Below are 18,064 nucleotides of genomic sequence, written 5' to 3'. Positions count from 1 at the left end.
GACGATGACGGACGACGAGATCGCAACCGCCGCTGAACGCTTCCATGAGGACGTCTCCCATCAGTTCCAGGTATCACTGACGATGTCGATGGAAACGCGGGAGCGACTGCGAGCGATCCAGGACGAACTCAACGACTGCCTCGAAGAGCAAACCGTAAACACGAACGATGTCATGCGGATCGCACTCCTGAGCGCGGCCCGCTATCACGCGCTGGCCACGGGGGACCTCGGGGACCTCGAGGCAATCGACGAGGAGCGACTGGTTCCGCTGACCGCTCCAGTTCGCGACGTGCTCGACGAGGAAGGAGTGTTCGACGGTTGAGGGCCGTCAAACGTGAGGGCGCGCGTTACCCGAGCGGATCGTCGGTGATCGGGACCTGGCCGAGGTCACCTGCCTCGTCGAGCGCGTCGGGGCTGATGTCGAACTCGAAGACCTCCTTCGGGAGAGCGATCGTCGAACAAGCGTTTGGAATGTCGACGATCCCGCTCTGTCGCCCCTCGATCGGGACCGTCCCGAGGATCATGTAGGCTTGTTCTTCGGTGTAGCCGAACTTGGTTAGGTACTCGATCGCGTCGAGAGCGGCACGTCGGTAGGCGACGTGTGGATCCATGTACCGCTGTTCGCCGTCTTCCGTTACCGAGTAGCCCTCAAAGACGACGTAGTTCGAGAAGTCCGGTCCACGATGCCCCGGTTCGAAGATGGGGTGGTCGATGCCGAACTTGCTCATACCGTCCTTGACGAGTTCGAACTTCACGTCGACGTAGCCGGCCATCTCGATGGCGCCACAGAACGTGATCTCTCCGTCGCCCTGGGAGGCGTGGATGTCGCCGATGCCGAACTTCCCGCCCTCGACGAACACCGGGAAGTAGATCGTCGAGCCCAGCGAGAGGTCCTTGATGTCGCAGTTGCCACCGTGTTCCCGCGGTGGAACCGTTCTGGCGCCCTCTTCAGCGATCCGATCGGCAGCATCGCCGGAGGCTTCACCGGGCAATGCGCCGTCCGTTGTCGGGGGCGATGCGACCGGCGGCTCCGATTCGCCGGTCGGGTGGTTCTGGATCGACTCCGGATCCTCGGCGTGCTTCTCGATCAGTTCCTGTTCGCGTTCGTTCCACTCTTCGAGCAGTTCCTGCGAGGGAGCCGTCCCGATGAGTCCGGGATGGATCTTCCCTTCGTAGTAGACATCCGGGATGTGTCTTGAGGAAACGTAGGTCCCGTCGAGGTCCCAGATTGCCTTTGCCGCGTCGGGGAAGTGATCGGTAAGGAAGCCGCCGCCGTTTTGCTGCGAGAAGATTCCTGTGAACCCGTACTCGGATCGCTCGTTCAGCGCGCCGATATCGAGCAGCGTCGTCTTCAGCAGGTCTCCCGGTTCGGCGCCCTCGACCGCTACCGGTCCGCTCAGGTAGTGGACCTGGTTCAGGTCCACGTCGCGGACCTCATTCGCGTCGTCGTTGTCGCGTATCTGTCCGCCCGTCCAGTCCAGACACTCAAGTCGAACCGTCTCCCCCGGTTCGGCGGTGACGACAGACTCGATGTCGGGGTGCCAGCGGTTGAACGGATTGTCCCCCGGCTGTTCGTCGGGTGGCGCGTCGGTGTCCACCTCGAATCGTACTTCGGGCATGTGATCACATCAGGCCAGTAGGCCCACCCCATGTGGCCATGAACACGGTATTAATGGTTTCGATGGATGGCTTCACGAAAATATAAAAAAGATAGGAGGTAATCCCGGTATCGAACGGTATCGGACGGCTGGCTGCCCCGATATGGCCCTTTCACGACCGGGATCGAATAGGTTCGATGCCCGGTTGATATTGTCGAGACTGCGGAACAAGACTATGCTCTCTGAACCGGAACTACTGTTCCTGAACCGTTGCCTCCGTGATGTCCTCACGACTGTGAACATCAGAGATATCGAATTTACCGAGGACCGCGTCAAGGACGTGGTCTTCGACGTCGATATCGACGAGTCAGAGTTGACCCGTGGTCAGTTCGACAGCCGCGGAGATCATCGATGTCGTCGACGAGGTGATGGTGGATGAGTGAGCGAAATCTCCTCCTCGAGATTGTCACTACACTCGAAGAGCAGGGACTCAGTCATGACGAGTACCAATTCCAACGGGTGATCGACATCGAAGCGCTCGAGCAACTCGTCGACTCAGCAGGCACTAATCTCGAGGTAAGATTCTCGGTTGGTGAGTTTCGTCTCTGCGTGACGCAGTCCAATGTGCAGGTCCTTGCGGGTCCGGAGTAGGAGAACCTATATAGTTCTCCTCTGCTCGTTTGTTCATTGTCTAAATTTCATTATGAATTAGGACGAATAGGATGGTAGGTAGGTATGCGAACTGAACGGGTAATACGAGGGAATAAGGAGATAGAAACGGAGTGTTGGTTACTGTTGGCCAAGGTTTAGCAGCCACATCATGTTCGGGCGGTGGAGACCGGAATCCTCACCGATGATGACGCGACCGTCTTCCATCACTAGCAGGTTATCGGGGTTTGCAATGGTGTTCTCAGGGTCGATCTCTCGGCGCGAGAAGGTGTCTTTCACCTTCTGCATCCCCGCACCGACAACACCGTTCTCGTCTTCTTTGCCGGATTAAACTCACAATCCTGACAGACCGTACTTTTGAGTTCGGTTTAGCGTCATATGGACACCCACCACAGATATTTGCCCCGGGACCGCCAGCCACGACTGGCACCATCTTACGGACGTCGTACCTTCCATCCAAGCGCATCCGGTAGACTGCACCGTAGTCGTTCCCCTTCAGTTGGAGGTCACCTTCCCAGTCGGACATTGTCTCGTTGACTTCCGACATAGCCATGTAGAGGAAATCACCGGGCTGTGCATTCGACTTGACATTGACGCCCTCCATCTTGCGGAACTCGTCGGTCGCACCGACGGCGGCCGCAGCCGCACGTGATTCGAGGAACGCTGCGCGGTCATCCTCAGCATTCCCACTAGCCCATTTCTGTACATCTTTATCAGTGACGTAGTTCGGATCCGTTGAGGAGCCTTGATCATCATACTCTGCGATCCACTGCTCAACCTGTTCGTCAGTCACATGAGCAAGTTCGATCCAGTCGAGGCTGAACCCAACATCTGCGGGGTTATAGCCACGTTCTTGTTTGGCACGGGCAGCGTACAGTGTGCCTGCGGAGAGGTCGCCTGGCTCGTCGGCGACGAACTTGAAGAAGACCGTGCCCGTCCCGTCGTCGCTCATGTAGACCGTCTTCTGGTCAGGCATCACCACAGAATTTTCGTGGGAGAAACGCCCCATCGCGTAGTGTTTTACCGGAGCAGGATCGTCAGCGGTCGGGTTCTCGATCTCGACGATGTAGCCGTACCGGTACGGGTTCCCGAAGTAACCGAGGTAGTCCTCGAAACGCTGCTCCGGATTACCGTACCCGGTTTCATCGGGGTGGAACCACGCGTATGCATCTGGTTCATACTCCTCGGAAGTAAGCGGTGTTCCCCACGGAGAGACGGTGCCAAAGCAGTTATTCCATGTTCCCTCAACTGGGCGGAAATCGAGATTCTGCTTTTCGTGGACCGACCACTCCCCCTGATCGCTTCTCTGACTGATGTGCATGCGGCTCACCATCCCGGGCTGGGTTTCCCAGTTCGTAAAGAGGTAGCCCTCGTTCGAATCCTCGTCAGTTGGAACGAACCCGTTGAAATCCGGATTCGCACCTGCTGTCATCGGCTCGCCATCGTCACTGTATGGGATGCCCAATTTTGGCCGGTCTCAGTCTCATCGCCACCCTCGGCGAGAACCTGGTATTCTCCAGCGGCTGTCTTGACACGTGTCGCAGTCCCCTCTGGCGGCTGGACGCTTGAGAAGTCTCCAGAGAGGTCATTCATATTGATGCCGGTGACAGCGCCAACAGCACTAGGGAGGTATCCGTCCCCAACTCCGTCAGTTTCGGCGCTCGATGGATGCTGGACGTTAAAGAAGAGCTGTCCATTATCCGAGAGGAACATACCAGTGAACTCCGCACCCGCAACCGTCGTCGCAAATCGGTTAAGCGTTGGTTCGTCCGCCCCGTGGTGATCATCGTGATTGCCGTGACCGTTTCCGTTGCCCTTACTCCGTCCAGGATTTGCGGCCACATTCCCGCTTAGGGCCATTACAAGCATCGACGTAAGCGTGTCTCGCCGGGTTACGGATTCGCGCATTGCAAACGGATGAAACTCAATTAGGACGTTAACCTATTATATTTCATGTATATAGGTATAGAGCATTCACGGAGTAGCATCCATTGAACTCCTCTGTGATACCAACACATACAGATTGTTAACTGACATCAAAACTAACTCAGCTATTTCCTGAACTGAGCAGCATGTCGGTGATAAAGAGATGGCGGTTACCAATCTATCTCGTGGTTGGGCCATCGAAACGGTTAGTGACCGCCACTCTGGAGGAGGGTCGGGAGGTGATACAGAACGATAGCGCATACCTGCGTCTTCAGGCGCGGGTCGAGCGGTAGGCCTATCCGACCAACTGTCGTAGATGGCCGGACCGGATTTCCATCAAAACTGTTTTAGTGTGGTGCGTCGTAGCATAGAGTGCGACGAATACCGTGAGATGCCGTTCCTGAACCACAAAGGATGGCGAACCAGCGGTGGTTCGCACGGCGATGACATGGTATTCGACGGGGCCTGTTTGACCGGGCCACAGCCCTATACAGGGGAGGAAACGAGAGTTCCCCCGGTATGCTGCCGGTTCCCCTTGAGTGCGGGCTGGAACCTCGAACGCCACACCCGGCGGAAATCAGATGGGCGGATTCCACGTCCTGAAGGGCGTGGAGGAGGTCAATACGTCTGCTGTTGAATATACTATCCTCCAAAACCACCCTAGAAATTCAATCACTAGAGTTGGAGACTGATAGCAGAATCTGCTAGAGTCCGCTATCACGTTTTCGGCTTTGCTGAATCTATTCTGTCATAGAATACACGCTCACTACACATGCGAACTGAACAAAAGCGGTCTTTAAATGAGGTTCTTAGTGAGCGATTTGGCCCTGTAGGGGTACAAGGTGCCGGACTACTTCGCGATGGGTATGCTTCTTGATAAGGTGCTTTCAAGTGAACGGTCTGGTGCTAATATTGCCTCACAAATCGGGCACTCTGTTGGTAGGTTGAAGGTCATAGTTTCTACTCCCAATCGGGATCGGCGTCTACTAATTCGAAGGCTGATGCTCCACATTGACAGCCATCTTTTCGGCCAATGAGTTGAATCGAGTCGTCAGGCAATATCCATGCTGCATATACTGCACCACACTCACAGCATCTGGCAGCATCTTTTCGCGTGCTGATTCACTCATAATTCAACCAATTGTAATGATTTCCTGATATTGTTCAATGTGTTTAGCCTGCTCTGCAAGCGTGACTGAATCTTGTTCTTGATCGTAGCAAACGAGATCAGCCTCTTCCAATTTTGGGATATATGTGTGGTAGAGCGACATATAGATCCGCTTCACCTCGTCAGCTGGAACGTCAGTAATTGGTGTTTCATTTTCTCGGACAGCCAATTCATCAGCTAAATCGGCGAGTTTCATCGGGTTCGCATGCCGCCGTAACTCGCGGAGGGCATATCGACGACGATGATGTGCGAATACCTCAAACACCGAATTGATGCTTTCCTGCGCTTGCAGTAAATCACTCATACTCTCTTGTAGTCGTTTTACTCCAAGTGGAGAAGGGTTGTATCGACCACTCCTTTATGTATAAATGGTTTTCCGCTACTCTGACTCTTCGTCGTCTGGGTGGCTGACGGTCAAGGTGCTTGTAATGAGATTTTATGACCTGAGTGAAAGCGTTTTGAGAGGGCCTGTTGAGAGACCCCCAATTCATCTGTTAATTCACTCATCGTCGTCTCCTGCGGGATATTGTAGTAGCCCGCCTTGAGTGCCGTAACAAGGGTTTCTCGTTGTTTTGTCGTTAGGTCGTACTGTGCACTCGCCATTGGTTGTTCCTGCTCTCTGAGGGTGTTGAGTACGAACGAGATATCATTTTCACTGCAGTATGCCTGAAATTGTGAGAGTTTATCCTGATCGTCAAACCGCATCCGTAGTTCCCAACTCTCGTTTCTCCCGATCGCTTGGAGAATGGTCGCCCCAATTTCGACGTACGCATAGATAATCGTCTCGATATTCTCAGTCCATTCTGACCGATATAATTTCCCACCATCAACCTCGTCAATAGCAGTAACATTCTGCACGGAATTGTCATCGCGGAATGCGTCTTCGAACTCCGTCTGATCACCACCACTGACCCAGAAGTATGGCATAACCTTGTCTTCAAGCGTTGCGACGACACGCTCAATTTCAACAATCATGTCTGGTGCAGCAGTCAACGATTCATGGAGGGCGAAATCGTCTGAGTCAACGGAAAACTCTGCAATAATGCTCATAAGGCCAGTTCAGTCTCACGCAGAATAAGACCATGGCTGGACGTGATACTGACCCAGAGATAGGTGATAATTGCTATACCTGTACTGAACGGTAGCTCTCATCAGAATACTATTATGTGAGCTATTCTCTGATTAGTCTCACTCTCTACTTGGCGCTCCAATCTCGAGTGCGTCGACAGCCCTAGCGGGCCGACTATCGTAATCGATGAGACGGATGGCAGCCAGTTGCCATGCATGTTCAGCAAGTTCGGGATCGGCCTGCTCGTACTGGATGCTGAACTCAGTCAGCGTGACAGCGATGAGACGGTCATCTCTGTATTCGGATTCAGACATCGCCGGCAGTGGCCTCCTGATTGGATATAACTCAGAGCACGGCGGCCAGAATACCGGCGAGCAATCACCGAGCAGGATTGGTGCCGACTATTTCTCTCGAGTGGTAATCCCAATGCTATAAGTAACTAGGTATCATTAATCAAGATGGAAGCCGCGCTCCACCTTGTCGCGGGGGCATGCGTTGAAATGTCCCGGGTGTCACTACCACCCGAGACGTGGCTTCCAAACGAGCGGTTTGCAAGCCATGTTTCGCTTACTTCTAACGGGATATAAACGTCCCGCACGAGAGTCGTATCGCACTCGAGGAGCCGTCGATCCCGACAGTCACCGCTCGAGGTGGCTATGAGCGAGAAGAGACAGTCAGGAGAGGAGGAAGACTGGTCGCTGCCATCGTGTCCGCACTGTGGGAAAGCAGTGATTCTGGTACACACACGCGGTCCGATGGAGCATGTTGCGGCGCCGTGTGGCTGTCGAGTCGCGTCGCCTGACCTCTAAGGAATACTCAATCATCGACGCCGATTGAGATCACTGCTGCCACATATTTTGGATCAGCGTGGTCAACGCGAAGGCAAGCAGTTTTCTACCGATCCCAACCTCACCAGTCGATCGAATATTGCGGCCGTGACAGTCCGATATCCAGACGCCCTCTCGATTCGTACCTTCGAGCTCAAGCAACGCGGCTGGGAACAGGCACTCCGACAGGCGATCCGATCCGACTCCTACGCCGATATGCGCTGGGTAGTCATGGACGCCGATGCAATCGAAGACGCGATCAAGCACGAGAAGCAGTGCAAGGATTCTGGCATCGGACTTATCTCGCTCGACCGGGACGACCTCGAGATCCACGTCTGGGCAGATAACGTCTATCCGGCGACGTCGACGACGCGACAGTTGCTCAACGAACGGGCGATCGAAAGCGGACGTTGAAATACCGGTTCAGTTCGGCGAAGTTGGGCCGCATCAGCGTGAGCAACCGTACGTCGTGATATCGGTGGAGGGCCTCAAGGACGGTCATACAGACGGCCCTACCGCCGCCTTTCGCCATCAGATCCGTGTGCGCTACGGCAATCCGCACCATCTGTCGGGGGCGTCCGCAGCTGCTGGCAAAACCTCGGCCCGGCACCCGACGGGTCGCAGAGCAGTTCAATACTCGCAGTGGTCAATAGAGATGACTCAGAAAGCCATTGTCCTGATTAGTCTTCGTGATCGAACACCGCCGATTCTACATATTTACGTCTTCGAGAACCTCCGCGTCGTTGCTCAAGATACGGAGATTGGCATTTCCACATGTGCAAGTGGCATCCCGTCCGCTCCCGATCGGCCGTATTTCCCCGTCGGGCCCGAGACGTACCGCATGGGCAGTTCCACAGTTGTCACATACTGCTGCTGCCCGCTGTCTCTCACCTTCTTCAGTCATCTCTACAGTATATTGTGTGATGATCTGAGTTAACTATTATCTAAAAATGAGATAAATAGTGTCTCGCTGATCAGTTCGAAACTGTAACGAATCCTGTTCGACGAAAATCTACCAAGCGACATCAACGAATCAGTTGCATACTTTCGAGAGCGTCTGTGCCCCACGTTCAAGCGAGGCGATAGGATCGACCGGGTCGTCGTGCTTGTATATCAGCCACTCAGCGCCGGCATCACGGGCAGCCGCTGCACACAAGTTGATGTCCACCTCACCGTCGCTGAACTCGACTGGACGGCCGTCAGTCACGTCTTTGCTGTGAACGAGCGGGACGCCCTCCCCTTTCTCAGCGAGCAGCGAAGGTGCGAGTAGGGGAAAACGAGACGCGATTGCCCACTACTGGTCAGTCTGATGTTGCTGACTTGAGCCATATCCAAATACGCGCTATCGCTGTCGAACAGTGAATTTCTGGGAAACATCTCTCACTCTTGAGAAAGAGACGAACTTCTGGATACTCTGTCCAAAAGTACGGTGATTCGACGGACATACAGGGATTTGATTAACACGGCTTTTTATGATACATAATTGACCGAACCGTGAGTCCCTTCCCATTGCCTGTAACAGCTATTAGGAGCTATCGGTAGTCCATTTATCTGGTTTGATACGATGGCTGAAATCGGCGTCGTCCATATGGACCTCATGTCGAAAGGCGGCGGAGAAGCCGTCAATATGAACGTGCTCGAGGCGTTGCAGGACGACCACGATGTCACCCTGCTCACGCTGACCGACCCGGACCTCGACGAACTCAACGCGTACTTCAATACGGACCAGAAGTACGCGCATGGCGTTCGCCGCGGACTTCCACGGCTGCGGGCTTAACCGTCACACCGGCAGGGAACGGCCTCGGTCGACGTACTCTCGAGGCGGACCCGACTCACGTTCCGGAACTGTACTCCTCCCCCACGCAAACACGGAGCGCTCGCGGTTGAACACCGATTTCAACCGTCTCGTATTTCCGGTGCTCTCCGTCGAGACTGAACCGCACCGGCTCGTCCTCGAGGGCAACGACCTCGAGTTCGGACGCTTCGATTGTTGTGACGTGGGGCGTTTCCCGACTGAAGAGCCGTCGTTCGACAGCCTCGGCGATCGCGTCCGCCGGCGGCATTTGATCGACGATTGTCACCTCGAGACGGCCAGTCTGGGCGTTTAAAGGCTCATTTTCGCCAGTGAAGTGCCGGAGGGTCCCGATCAGCAGACACAGCGCTTCGCCCTGCCAAGCGTACTCTCCGTCACCAGCGACGGCGTCGACCGCCACCTCGAGCCCGTCGAACTCTCGGGCGGTCCGCAGGCCTTCGATGACGAACGCGAGCGTGCCGATTCGTTCCTTGAGTTCCCCTGAGGTAGTCGTACTCGCCGCTGCGGGGAGGCCCGCGATGGCCGACATCACGAACGGCTCGCCGTCGGCCGTCCCCAGGTCGAGTCGCCTCGTATCGCCTCGTTCCGCGGCCGCGAACCCGTCGTTCACGGTCTCGATTCCCAGCGCCGACGCGGCGATATTCGCCGTTCCCGCTGGGATGATGCTGAGCGTCACATCCTCGAGTGCGTCGGCAGCGACGAGTCCCTGAACGACTTCGTGGACAGTCCCATCGCCGCCACAGACCGCGAGAAGATCGACATCGTCGTCGGCGGCCTGCGTCGCGAGACCGACCGCATGTCCGGCGCGTTCTGTCTCGACGGTCTGAAATCCGTGATCAGTGGCGAGTTGATGGGCCTGTTCAGTATGGTCACCCTCCCCACTCATCGGATTGAGGATGAGACGACGCGTGTCCTTGGTCATCTTGTCCGTCGAACCCGTGTCTCCACTGGTCATGACGGAATCGGACGGGATGAGCGCTCAAGTACACTGGGCTGGATGCGGCCGGGATGTCGGTTCTCGTTGCGTTCATTCTTCCGCACCCACCACCTGAGCGACGTGGGTGAACGTAACGAGGCCGATTCCACCGACGAAGTTCCCTGCAGTCGTGATGACAATCGTTTCGGCCAGTGCTCCGTACCCGATCTGAGCGTCGAAGAGAAGCCCAAAGAAGACGTGGATTGCAGTGACGATTACGTGGTCGAACGGCCCGAGGGCCAACAGGAACCCGACAATGTAGGCCATCGTGATGCGGCTCCGAACGCTGTTGACGCCTTGGAGGAGGAACGATAGTAAGCTCACGAGCGCACCGCCGATGATGGCGCTTGCGAACATTCCTCTCATCGGCCGGTGGATGATTGCTTCGGCAGTCCGCGACAGTGCGTGTGCTGTGCCGGACGGAAGAACGCCATCGACGGCAAAGACGAACGCGAAGAGGAACCCGCCAACAAGGTTGACGGCGAGGGTGACGATCCACAGGCGAAGGAGCGACCCGAGCAGCCACGAACCGTTCTGGTCAACCGCCTTCGCGGCCGGATCGAAGAAGTTCTCGTTGAACAGCTCCGATCGGCCGACGACCAGGAAGACGACGCCGACCGCGAAGGTGAGTGAGCCCGCAATATGTGCAACGTCACCGAAGCGCGGTTCGACCAGTCCGTCAACGACTCCGAGCGCGGCAATACCGAAGACGATGGTAAATCCCGCGATGAAGCTGGTCGCCGTGAGCTCGAGCAGTGACTGGTCGAGCCGCCGTTCACCTTCCGTGACTGCCCGATCGAATATCTCTGCTGGATCCGGAGCAATTGGCACGTCGGAGTTGACACGTACTAACTGGATAACACATAGCCATGGATATTCAACCGACATGATACTGGGCGAGTCGGCACCTTTTCGGCAGACGGTCGCCGATCCGACGCCCGGTTCGGCCGATCACGATCAGAGCGGGCGTCGACTCGCCTCACCGGGCGGCGAGCTCGAGGCGGACCGCTCCTCCGGACGGCAGGAAGCGATCGATCCGCCTAGGCGGCCTGTACTGCGTTTCGATGGGATTTCGCTCGCCGTAGTTGAATCGACTCCTTCCCACGATCATGCGTCCTGTCGGCCTGTTCTCGTCGGCGACGTCGAAGGTGTGACATCCTCTCCGGCGTAAACGCCGGGGAGGGTCTCACCGGAGGGAATCGTCGTCGATAGTAAGGGTTTCTTCGTCGACGACATCGAACTCGGTGGCCACGAGATTGCCCGCCGGATCGAATATCTCGGACTCGTCACGCATTACGTAGAGTTCTCCCTGTTCCGTTTCTGCTCCCTCTTGAGGGAAAAAGAGGAACCGATTGTTCGTACCGAAGTATTCGGCATGGACAGTATTGTACCCCGTAAACAGGCCGCTTTGCTCGATATCCTGTGGAACCCAGCCCTGCGGTCCCGAAGTTATCTTGAACGGTGAGCTCGAGAAGAAGTTATCGGGACGGACGGCGGCTTCGCCGCCACCCTCATTCAGAATCTCGAAGTCTTCCTTGGCCTCGAGCTTGAAGGGGAGGTCTTCTCCGGTGAGCGGTCGGTACTGGACGCGGACGAGATCGTTGACTGCTAGCTCGTCTTCAGTCGACGGCGATAACCGGTCGTCAAACACGTACTGCTCTCCTTCTTCGATCTGCGCGTCCTGGGGTGCGAAGAGATACCCCTCCTCGTTCGTGTTGAAGTGTTCGACGATGCGTACGCTGTGGTTCTGCAGGACATCCGGATTGTCCACCACGGGGGCGTCCTCCAGTGCCGGCGAGACGACCCGGAAGATCGCGCCCGAAAAGTACGTCTCACGGGTCGCGATCGCCTCCCGAAACTGCCCGTTGCCACCACCGGCGTCGCTCTCGGTAGACGTCTCCTGTGCCACTGCACTCTTGGTCACTCCGAGTCCCAATATGGCCGAAGTGACCGACCCCGCCTTTACGAACCACCGTCGCGATTTCCGGCTAGGCTGGTCGTTCATGCTGAATCGATGTCCCTCCCGGACAATCAGTCATTCACCCCGTCCTCAGATAGTCCTCGTGCTGGCTTTTGCAGCCGTTGGCAGCGCCATCGATCGAACGTCACTGCAGGGATCTAGTTCTCGGGTCTAGACCGAAGTCGTCGCCTGAAGAATCCGACAAGTTCGCCGACGTAGCCGGTCCCCAAGATCGCGACGATCACTGCGCCGACTGCGTTGAACACGAAGTCAGTAACGATATCGTCGATTCCATAGACAGTGACCACCGCGCCGCCGAGAGCGAACTCCAGTACCTCCCAGATGACGCCGATCGCAAGGACGAAGACGACGATGAACACGGAGCGAAAGGTCGACGGGACGTTCATCTCGTCGGAGTGGAGCTCGAACGCCCGGAAGGCCGCATACCCCAGTCCCGCGATGACTGACGCCGAGACGGTGTGGGCGATCTCGTCGTACCACTGGTACGCTTCGTAGAGCCAGAGCGATCCCACCGTGTGGAGGATCACGGCGGTGGTGATCCAGAGGACGAGTCCGGCATCCATCGAGTATCCGTATTCCCAACGCAACCACGCCGGCAGGAGCGTTATCCCAAGGGCCAATCCCGCCGTTCCGGAGATTCCGAACTGAAACGTCACTACCCCGTAACCGAGGAGCACGACGAGCCCAAGTTGCAGGCCTCGAACGATACGGCGCTCTTGAGCATCCGTCAGCCCCAGTGCGTCGCCGAGCGTCATGGTGATTCCGTTCCATTTGCGGCTCGAGCGACGGCACCCGCCGGCTCGAATCGATCGGCGTACCACTGGAAGAGTCCGCCGAGCACGAGCCCCACGACGGTGACGATGACGAAGTCCCACTGGAGTTCAGTCTGTGAGCGCAGGTACTCGGTCCCGAACCATTGATCCGAGTAGAACTGCGTGATGGTCCAGAGCGCCTGAAGTGCCATCGTCGTCAGTACCGCAAAGGCGACAGCGAACCGACGACTCAATTCGACCGATGCGAACGTCTCAAGCTCGACAACGACGATGAGTGCGAGCGTCACAACAGCGAGATACACCACGGTCTCGGACGGAAATCCGGCCACACCGGCGACGACTGAGAGCGTAGCGACTGCCAAGAGCGGCCAGGGAACCATCGCCGTCCAATCGCTGGTTATCAGCGCTGGTACTGATACCATAGCGACGATGACTAGCTCGAACCCACCCCAGAGTAGAACACCTGTAAGAATACTCTCGATGGCACCCAGCGCCACGATGCCCGTCAACGACCATCCGATGACGGCGTTCATCCACTCGTCGCGGACGAGTTTCTCGAGCGTCACAGAGCACTAACTAGGTTCGAGAACACTAAAACCCGCAGCCGCATTTGCCGCCGTGTCGACTACTCGCTTCTGCGACGACCACGCGATGATTACAGTCTACTCTTTCAAGACCGGCATTTTTCCGGTTTGTATCCGTGTAATTGACCATGGCCGTTTTCGACGGATGGGACGGCGAGCGACTCCTCTGGGTTGGATTCGGCTTGGGTATCGCGATACTGATCGGAATCGCCCTCTTCAGATACGTGGGGACAGTACTCTTCGCGATATTCGTCTACTACGCGACGCGTCCACTGTATCGCCAACTCGATCGCGTCATCGACCACCCGAACGTGACGACGACAGTCACGATACTATTCGTCGTCGTCCCCATGGCGGCCGTCATTGTCTACGCGGGCGTCGTCGCACTCCGGGAGCTGGATCAATTCCTCGCTTCGAGTGAACTCGAGGCATATCGATCGCTCTTCCAGCCGTATTTGCGATTGGTCAGGGAGGGCAACGTCGACAGACTCCGAGACGCACTCACAGCTGGTTCCGGCAGCCCGGTCGCTGGCGTCCTCCGCCAAGGCGTTCCGAGCGCGCTGGGACGACTACAGTCGTTCGCCGGATTCGTCTTCTCAGTTCTCGCTCGGTTCTTTCTCATGCTCACATTTCTCTTCTATCTCTTGCGTGACGACCAGAAGTTACGACGGTGGTTCTATGAGAGCATCGACCATGACGACGAGATCGTCTCATACATCGAGTCGGTCGACGACGACCTCGAAACGGTCTTTCTTAGTAATCTCGCGGTCATTGCGGTTGCAGCCGTAACCGCTGCCATAACGTACACCGGTCTCAACTACCTCACACCGGGTGGGGCTATCGTTGCGACGCCGGTGTTACTCTCACTGCTTATCGGAATTGGGACGCTGATACCGGCCGTCGGAATGAAAATCGTCTACGTCCCGTACGGACTTGTTCTGTTCGGACTCGCAGTGACGGCGTCAACGCCGCTCTGGCACCCGATCGCATTCTTGGTTCTCACGTTCGTCGTCGTCGACACGATCCCCGATTTCTTCGCGCGGTCGTACCTCTCCGCGCGAAGCGGCGTCCACATGGGGTTAGTTCTCCTCGGGTACTTCCTCGGGACCCTCGCTTTCGGCTGGTACGGACTCTTCCTCGGCCCTATCGTCGTCGTCCTCGCGGTCCATTTCGCGCACATGATCTTCCCCTCCCTCAGTAGTGATTTCCTCGGAGAATGACTGCGACCGACGGCACATCTCTGTATTACCGATTCTGTCGGTCGTAACGTGAGTTTGCTCAAGGCGCTCCCGTCATGGCCTGGAACAGGTGCTGCGGATGACGGTCCAGATCATGAGCGGACGGTCTCACGGGACGTGGAACGCCGACTGGATTACTGGCCGGGAACGCACGACAACAGGGACAATGAGGAGGATTACGAGATTTCGCTGCTGCGGAAGCGGCTGGATTCGAACACAAGACGGATTCGGCGGTGGATGGGGCGTGAGGACATCTCTAATCTGCTTGCGGCCACTATCGGGCCGACACGACTGTTCCTGGACTACTGGTCGTCCGGCGACAACGACGGTCTGACTCAGAAACTCGACGGGGACGGTGCCACTCGCGTGTACATCTGCCTTGACTCTCCCCCATCTCCGGGTACCAAATCGTAGACCGGCTCAAATCGGTTCTATAACCATATTATTTGATGAAACTCTCTGTGAAATAAGTCGAATCTGGCGGAAACTACCCCGGGGACGCCAAGCGCTTATAGGCTCACGGCCATATTCGGAGGCAATGGAATTCCCTGGGCCACCACCAGACGTCACGATAGATGATATTCGGGTGTTCTTCAGCCAAACAGACCAACCGTCGGCGCCAGTCTTCACGGGGGAAGTCGCCGAAGAGCTGGAGTGCCCCCGTCAAACCGCCCGCCATTGTCTGGAGGACCTCGCCGAACAGGGAGAGATACAAACCAAACAAAGAGACGATTTGAGCCGAATCTGGTGGAAACCTGCGGAAAATCTGGCAGGTGGTGAGCAGCCAGACGAAGCGCAGTTTAGCGCTTTCGTGAGTGCTGTCAAAGATTACGCTATCTTCATGCTTGATCCCGAAGGTAGGATCATCAGCTGGAACGAGGGGGCCAAGCGGATCAAGGGCTATTCGGAAGACGACATTGTCGGCGAGCACTTCTCGACGTTCTATACCGACACCGATATCGCCGACGGCCTGCCAGATCGGAATCTCGAAAGCGCTACGGCCGAGGGCCGTATCGAGGACGAGGGGTGGCGGGTCCGCAAGGACGGCTCGACGTTCTGGGCAAACGTCACAATCACCGCCATCCGAGATGACAAGGGAGGGCTCAAGGGATTCACGAAGGTTACCCGCGATATGACCGAGCGGCGTGAGTACGAGCAACAACTGGAGGAGCAGGCTAAGCGACTCGAGCGGCAGCGCGACGAACTTGAGCAGGAACTCGACGACATCTTCGAGCGAATTGATGATGCGTTCTATGCCCTCGACGATGAGTTCAAATTTGAGTATATGAATCAACGCACCGAGGCATATCTCGGTAAATCGGCAGGGGAACTTCTTGGACGAAAACCCTGGGAGGTGCTCGATGTCGATGAATCCAACCTGCTCTTCGAGAAGTTCGAGACGTCGATGGCTACCCGGGAACCGGTGAGCTTCGAATGGGATTCTGACCCGTTGGGAATCTGGGCGATGGTCCGAGTCTACCCCTCGGAATCTGGCCTCTCCGTGTATTTCCGGGATATAACCGACCGCAAGAAGCGCGAAAAGGAACTCGAACGGACACGCGAACTATTGGAAAAGGCGGAAAGCATCGCAGACGTCGGCGGCTGGGAGATAGACACAAACACTCGTGAGGCGTTCTGGACCGAGCATCTCTTCGAGATTTTGGAAATACCCGACGACGAGGAACCATCACTGGACGAAGCCCTCGACGTCTACCACAAGGAGGACCGACCGATCATCGAGAACGCCGTCGAGGAGGCGCTCGACTCCGGCGAGTCATTCGACGTAGAGGCTCGGTTCAGATTACCTGACGGCGAGGTACGCTGGCTCCATGTCAAGGGCGATCCCAACGTAGATAATAGAGAGGTTACCTTGCTCCGCGGAGCAGTCCAAGACATTACTAAGCGGAAAGAACGCGAGCGGGAACTCCAGCGTGTCCGAGACCGGATGGAGTTCGCCCTCAATGCCACCGATGCGGTCGTCTGGGACTGGGACGTCGAGAACGATGAAGTTTCGTTCTATCCCTCGGCGGAGTCACTCTACGGAACTACAGTCGAAACCTGGGAGGACTTCTTTGATATAGTTCACCCAGAGGACAGACAGGGGGTACAACAGGGTATCGAGAAGGCCCTCGAAACGGGCGAGCCGAAGCACGAAGAGATTCGGATCGTTCGAGACGGAGAAGTACGATGGATCGAAGCCCCTGGTCACCCTGTTCAGGACGACGACGGTTTGACGCGGGTAGTTGGTGTGGCTCGTGACATTACCGAACGGAAGACATACGGGCGCAAACTCAAGGAGTCGAACGAGCGCCTCGAACAGTTCGCATACGCGGTTTCTCATGATCTCCAAGAGCCGTTACGCATGGTGTCGAGCTACCTCCAACTCATCGAGGATCGATACGTCGACGAGTTGGACGAGACCGGCCGGGAGTTCATCGAGTTCGCTGTGGATGGTGCTGACCGGATGCGAACAATGATCGAGGGCTTGCTTGAGTACTCTCGCATCGAGACAGAGGGTGACTCGTTTGAACCGGTGGACCTGAACGCTGTCCTTGAGGACGTGCTGGCTGATCTCCAGTTCCAGATCGAGGAGACCGATGCGGAGATTACAACTGAGAATCTCCCAGCGATCGAGGGTGACGCCAGTCAACTCCGCCAGTTGTTCCAGAACCTGCTGGGGAATGCCCTTGAATACAGCGGCGCTGAGCCGCCACGTGTACGCGTTTCGGCCACATGGGCTGGCGACGAGCGGGTTCTATCAATCAGCGACGAGGGGATCGGGATCGACCACGAAGATCAGGATCGTATCTTCGAGGTGTTCCAGCGGCTCCACACTCAGGAGGAACATACCGGTACAGGTATCGGGCTCGCGCTTTGCAAGCGAATCGTCGAACGCCACGAGGGCGAGATCTGGGTCGATTCGGAGCCGGATGAGGGAGCAACATTCTCGGTGTCGCTCCCGGCCCCAGATGGTACCTGATTGACATCCTCCTCCGCGTAAACGCGGAGGAATCCCAAGCGGTGGGAGTGTCAGGTTCGCAGTCCAATCACCGGACGACCATACCTTTCGGGCACGGGTAGTCCCACAGCATCGGTGTGATGAACTGCTGGCAGTGCCAAACCGCCGTTACCCCTACCCTCACCCTTCTGGGATGTGGTGTTCACCGCTTGCTCTTTCGGATACTGCCTCGTTGTATAGGCGGACAGCCGATCGCTTTCTACCGAATGGATAAGAATGGGAAAGAAATAGCATTCATGCCACCGGTCGAATGTCCGATCTGCGGTGAAACGCTGGACCTCGACCGAACGCTCGAGGATAATCTGGTTGGGTTCCATATCCATTGAGAAGTCACTTGTTATCAGTGTACGAGTCTTGTTGAGTTGTCTCCATATTCTCAACAGCTTTATAGATTGCTTCACTGATATTGTCTTCTGACACCGA

Annotated in this window: 17 protein-coding genes and 1 pseudogene; 7 read left to right on the top strand and 11 right to left on the bottom strand. The window is 56.5% G+C overall.

The features are described from left to right. Positions 1–4 precede the first annotated feature (4 nt). The gene (locus K6I40_RS04795) at positions 5–322 is read left to right on the top strand and encodes a hypothetical protein (protein ID WP_222914503.1); all 318 of its coding nucleotides are present in this window, start codon (positions 5–7) and stop codon (positions 320–322) included. 25 nt (positions 323–347) lie between these two features. Here K6I40_RS04795 and fmdA read toward each other — a convergent pair whose 3' ends face one another. Beyond that, a complete protein-coding gene (gene fmdA / locus K6I40_RS04790) occupies positions 348–1,619 on the bottom strand; it encodes a formamidase (protein ID WP_222914501.1) in 1,272 nt (423 codons plus the stop codon). A gap of 142 nt (positions 1,620–1,761) precedes the next feature. On the opposite strand from fmdA, the gene K6I40_RS04785 reads away from it, so the two are divergent. Continuing rightward, positions 1,762–2,037, top strand: coding sequence for a hypothetical protein (locus tag K6I40_RS04785; RefSeq protein ID WP_222914499.1), 276 nt, complete (start codon positions 1,762–1,764; stop codon positions 2,035–2,037). Further along, a complete protein-coding gene (locus K6I40_RS04780) occupies positions 2,034–2,249 on the top strand; it encodes a hypothetical protein (protein WP_222914497.1) in 216 nt (71 codons plus the stop codon). Before K6I40_RS04785 ends, K6I40_RS04780 begins: the two co-directional genes overlap by 4 nt. Before the next feature lie 259 nt (positions 2,250–2,508). Here the strand turns inward: K6I40_RS04780 and K6I40_RS04775 are convergent, their stop codons facing one another. The 5 genes and pseudogenes from K6I40_RS04775 to K6I40_RS04760 all read right to left on the bottom strand — a co-directional run bounded on the left by K6I40_RS04775 (position 2,509) and on the right by K6I40_RS04760 (position 6,744). Next, positions 2,509–3,699 (bottom strand): alkaline phosphatase PhoX, encoded by a 1,191-nt coding sequence (locus tag K6I40_RS04775; RefSeq protein ID WP_255681624.1) that lies wholly within the window; start codon positions 3,697–3,699, stop codon positions 2,509–2,511. Beyond that, a complete protein-coding gene (locus tag K6I40_RS27890; RefSeq protein WP_255681623.1) occupies positions 3,696–4,175 on the bottom strand; it encodes a DUF839 domain-containing protein in 480 nt (159 codons plus the stop codon). The genes K6I40_RS04775 and K6I40_RS27890 overlap by 4 nt, the downstream gene beginning before the upstream one ends. A gap of 1,151 nt (positions 4,176–5,326) precedes the next feature. After that, complete coding sequence (locus K6I40_RS04770; protein ID WP_222914495.1) at positions 5,327–5,665, bottom strand: hypothetical protein; 339 nt, start codon at positions 5,663–5,665, stop codon at positions 5,327–5,329. A gap of 75 nt (positions 5,666–5,740) precedes the next feature. Next, positions 5,741–6,411: pseudogene (locus K6I40_RS04765) on the bottom strand (bacterio-opsin activator domain-containing protein). A gap of 138 nt (positions 6,412–6,549) precedes the next feature. Then, positions 6,550–6,744 (bottom strand): hypothetical protein, encoded by a 195-nt coding sequence (locus K6I40_RS04760; RefSeq protein WP_222914493.1) that lies wholly within the window; start codon positions 6,742–6,744, stop codon positions 6,550–6,552. A gap of 621 nt (positions 6,745–7,365) precedes the next feature. On the opposite strand from K6I40_RS04760, the gene K6I40_RS04755 reads away from it, so the two are divergent. Both K6I40_RS04755 and K6I40_RS04750 read left to right on the top strand, forming a co-directional pair. Continuing rightward, positions 7,366–7,671, top strand: a complete 306-nt coding sequence (locus K6I40_RS04755; RefSeq protein ID WP_222914491.1) for a hypothetical protein — start codon at positions 7,366–7,368, stop codon at positions 7,669–7,671. A gap of 1,150 nt (positions 7,672–8,821) precedes the next feature. Continuing rightward, on the top strand, positions 8,822–9,034 hold the full coding sequence (locus K6I40_RS04750) for a hypothetical protein (protein WP_222915013.1): 213 nt from the start codon (positions 8,822–8,824) through the stop codon (positions 9,032–9,034). 55 nt (positions 9,035–9,089) lie between these two features. Here the strand turns inward: K6I40_RS04750 and K6I40_RS04745 are convergent, their stop codons facing one another. From K6I40_RS04745 to K6I40_RS04725, 5 genes are all read right to left on the bottom strand, one after another. After that, positions 9,090–10,025: a diacylglycerol kinase family protein gene (locus K6I40_RS04745; protein WP_222914490.1), complete on the bottom strand. Its 936-nt coding sequence runs from the start codon at positions 10,023–10,025 to the stop codon at positions 9,090–9,092. 72 nt (positions 10,026–10,097) lie between these two features. After that, complete coding sequence (locus tag K6I40_RS04740) at positions 10,098–10,877, bottom strand: formate/nitrite transporter family protein (protein ID WP_222914488.1); 780 nt, start codon at positions 10,875–10,877, stop codon at positions 10,098–10,100. A 355-nt stretch (positions 10,878–11,232) separates the two neighbouring features. Then, positions 11,233–11,955, bottom strand: coding sequence for a hypothetical protein (locus K6I40_RS04735; protein WP_255681622.1), 723 nt, complete (start codon positions 11,953–11,955; stop codon positions 11,233–11,235). A gap of 209 nt (positions 11,956–12,164) precedes the next feature. Further along, positions 12,165–12,782: a hypothetical protein gene (locus K6I40_RS04730; RefSeq protein WP_222914484.1), complete on the bottom strand. Its 618-nt coding sequence runs from the start codon at positions 12,780–12,782 to the stop codon at positions 12,165–12,167. Then, the gene (locus K6I40_RS04725) at positions 12,779–13,366 is read right to left on the bottom strand and encodes a hypothetical protein (RefSeq protein ID WP_222914482.1); all 588 of its coding nucleotides are present in this window, start codon (positions 13,364–13,366) and stop codon (positions 12,779–12,781) included. Before K6I40_RS04725 ends, K6I40_RS04730 begins: the two co-directional genes overlap by 4 nt. 146 nt (positions 13,367–13,512) lie before the next feature. Here K6I40_RS04725 and K6I40_RS04720 point away from each other — a divergent pair, with 146 nt between their 5' ends. Together K6I40_RS04720 and K6I40_RS04715 are read left to right on the top strand one after the other, a co-directional pair. Continuing rightward, the gene (locus tag K6I40_RS04720) at positions 13,513–14,604 is read left to right on the top strand and encodes an AI-2E family transporter (RefSeq protein WP_222914480.1); all 1,092 of its coding nucleotides are present in this window, start codon (positions 13,513–13,515) and stop codon (positions 14,602–14,604) included. A 397-nt stretch (positions 14,605–15,001) separates the two neighbouring features. Next, on the top strand, positions 15,002–17,602 hold the full coding sequence (locus K6I40_RS04715) for a PAS domain S-box protein (RefSeq protein WP_255681621.1): 2,601 nt from the start codon (positions 15,002–15,004) through the stop codon (positions 17,600–17,602). Positions 17,603–18,064: the final 462 nt, after the last annotated feature.

Origin of the sequence: Natrinema sp. SYSU A 869 (assembly GCF_019879105.1) — an archaeon.
Classification (GTDB): Archaea; Halobacteriota; Halobacteria; order Halobacteriales; family Natrialbaceae; genus Natrinema.
This window is presented reverse-complemented; position numbering and strand designations above follow the sequence as displayed.

Coding starts and splice junctions, on each gene's coding strand:
- K6I40_RS04795 (WP_222914503.1), top strand. CDS start 5: ATGACGGACGACGAGATCGCAACCGCCGCTGAACGCTTCCATGAGGAC.
- fmdA (WP_222914501.1), bottom strand. CDS start 1,619: ATGCCCGAAGTACGATTCGAGGTGGACACCGACGCGCCACCCGACGAA.
- K6I40_RS04785 (WP_222914499.1), top strand. CDS start 1,762: ATGGCCCTTTCACGACCGGGATCGAATAGGTTCGATGCCCGGTTGATA.
- K6I40_RS04780 (WP_222914497.1), top strand. CDS start 2,034: ATGAGTGAGCGAAATCTCCTCCTCGAGATTGTCACTACACTCGAAGAG.
- K6I40_RS04775 (WP_255681624.1), bottom strand. CDS start 3,699: ATGACAGCAGGTGCGAATCCGGATTTCAACGGGTTCGTTCCAACTGAC.
- K6I40_RS27890 (WP_255681623.1), bottom strand. CDS start 4,175: ATGCGCGAATCCGTAACCCGGCGAGACACGCTTACGTCGATGCTTGTA.
- K6I40_RS04770 (WP_222914495.1), bottom strand. CDS start 5,665: ATGAGTGATTTACTGCAAGCGCAGGAAAGCATCAATTCGGTGTTTGAG.
- K6I40_RS04760 (WP_222914493.1), bottom strand. CDS start 6,744: ATGTCTGAATCCGAATACAGAGATGACCGTCTCATCGCTGTCACGCTG.
- K6I40_RS04750 (WP_222915013.1), top strand. CDS start 8,822: ATGGCTGAAATCGGCGTCGTCCATATGGACCTCATGTCGAAAGGCGGC.
- K6I40_RS04745 (WP_222914490.1), bottom strand. CDS start 10,025: ATGACCAGTGGAGACACGGGTTCGACGGACAAGATGACCAAGGACACG.
- K6I40_RS04730 (WP_222914484.1), bottom strand. CDS start 12,782: ATGACGCTCGGCGACGCACTGGGGCTGACGGATGCTCAAGAGCGCCGT.
- K6I40_RS04720 (WP_222914480.1), top strand. CDS start 13,513: ATGGCCGTTTTCGACGGATGGGACGGCGAGCGACTCCTCTGGGTTGGA.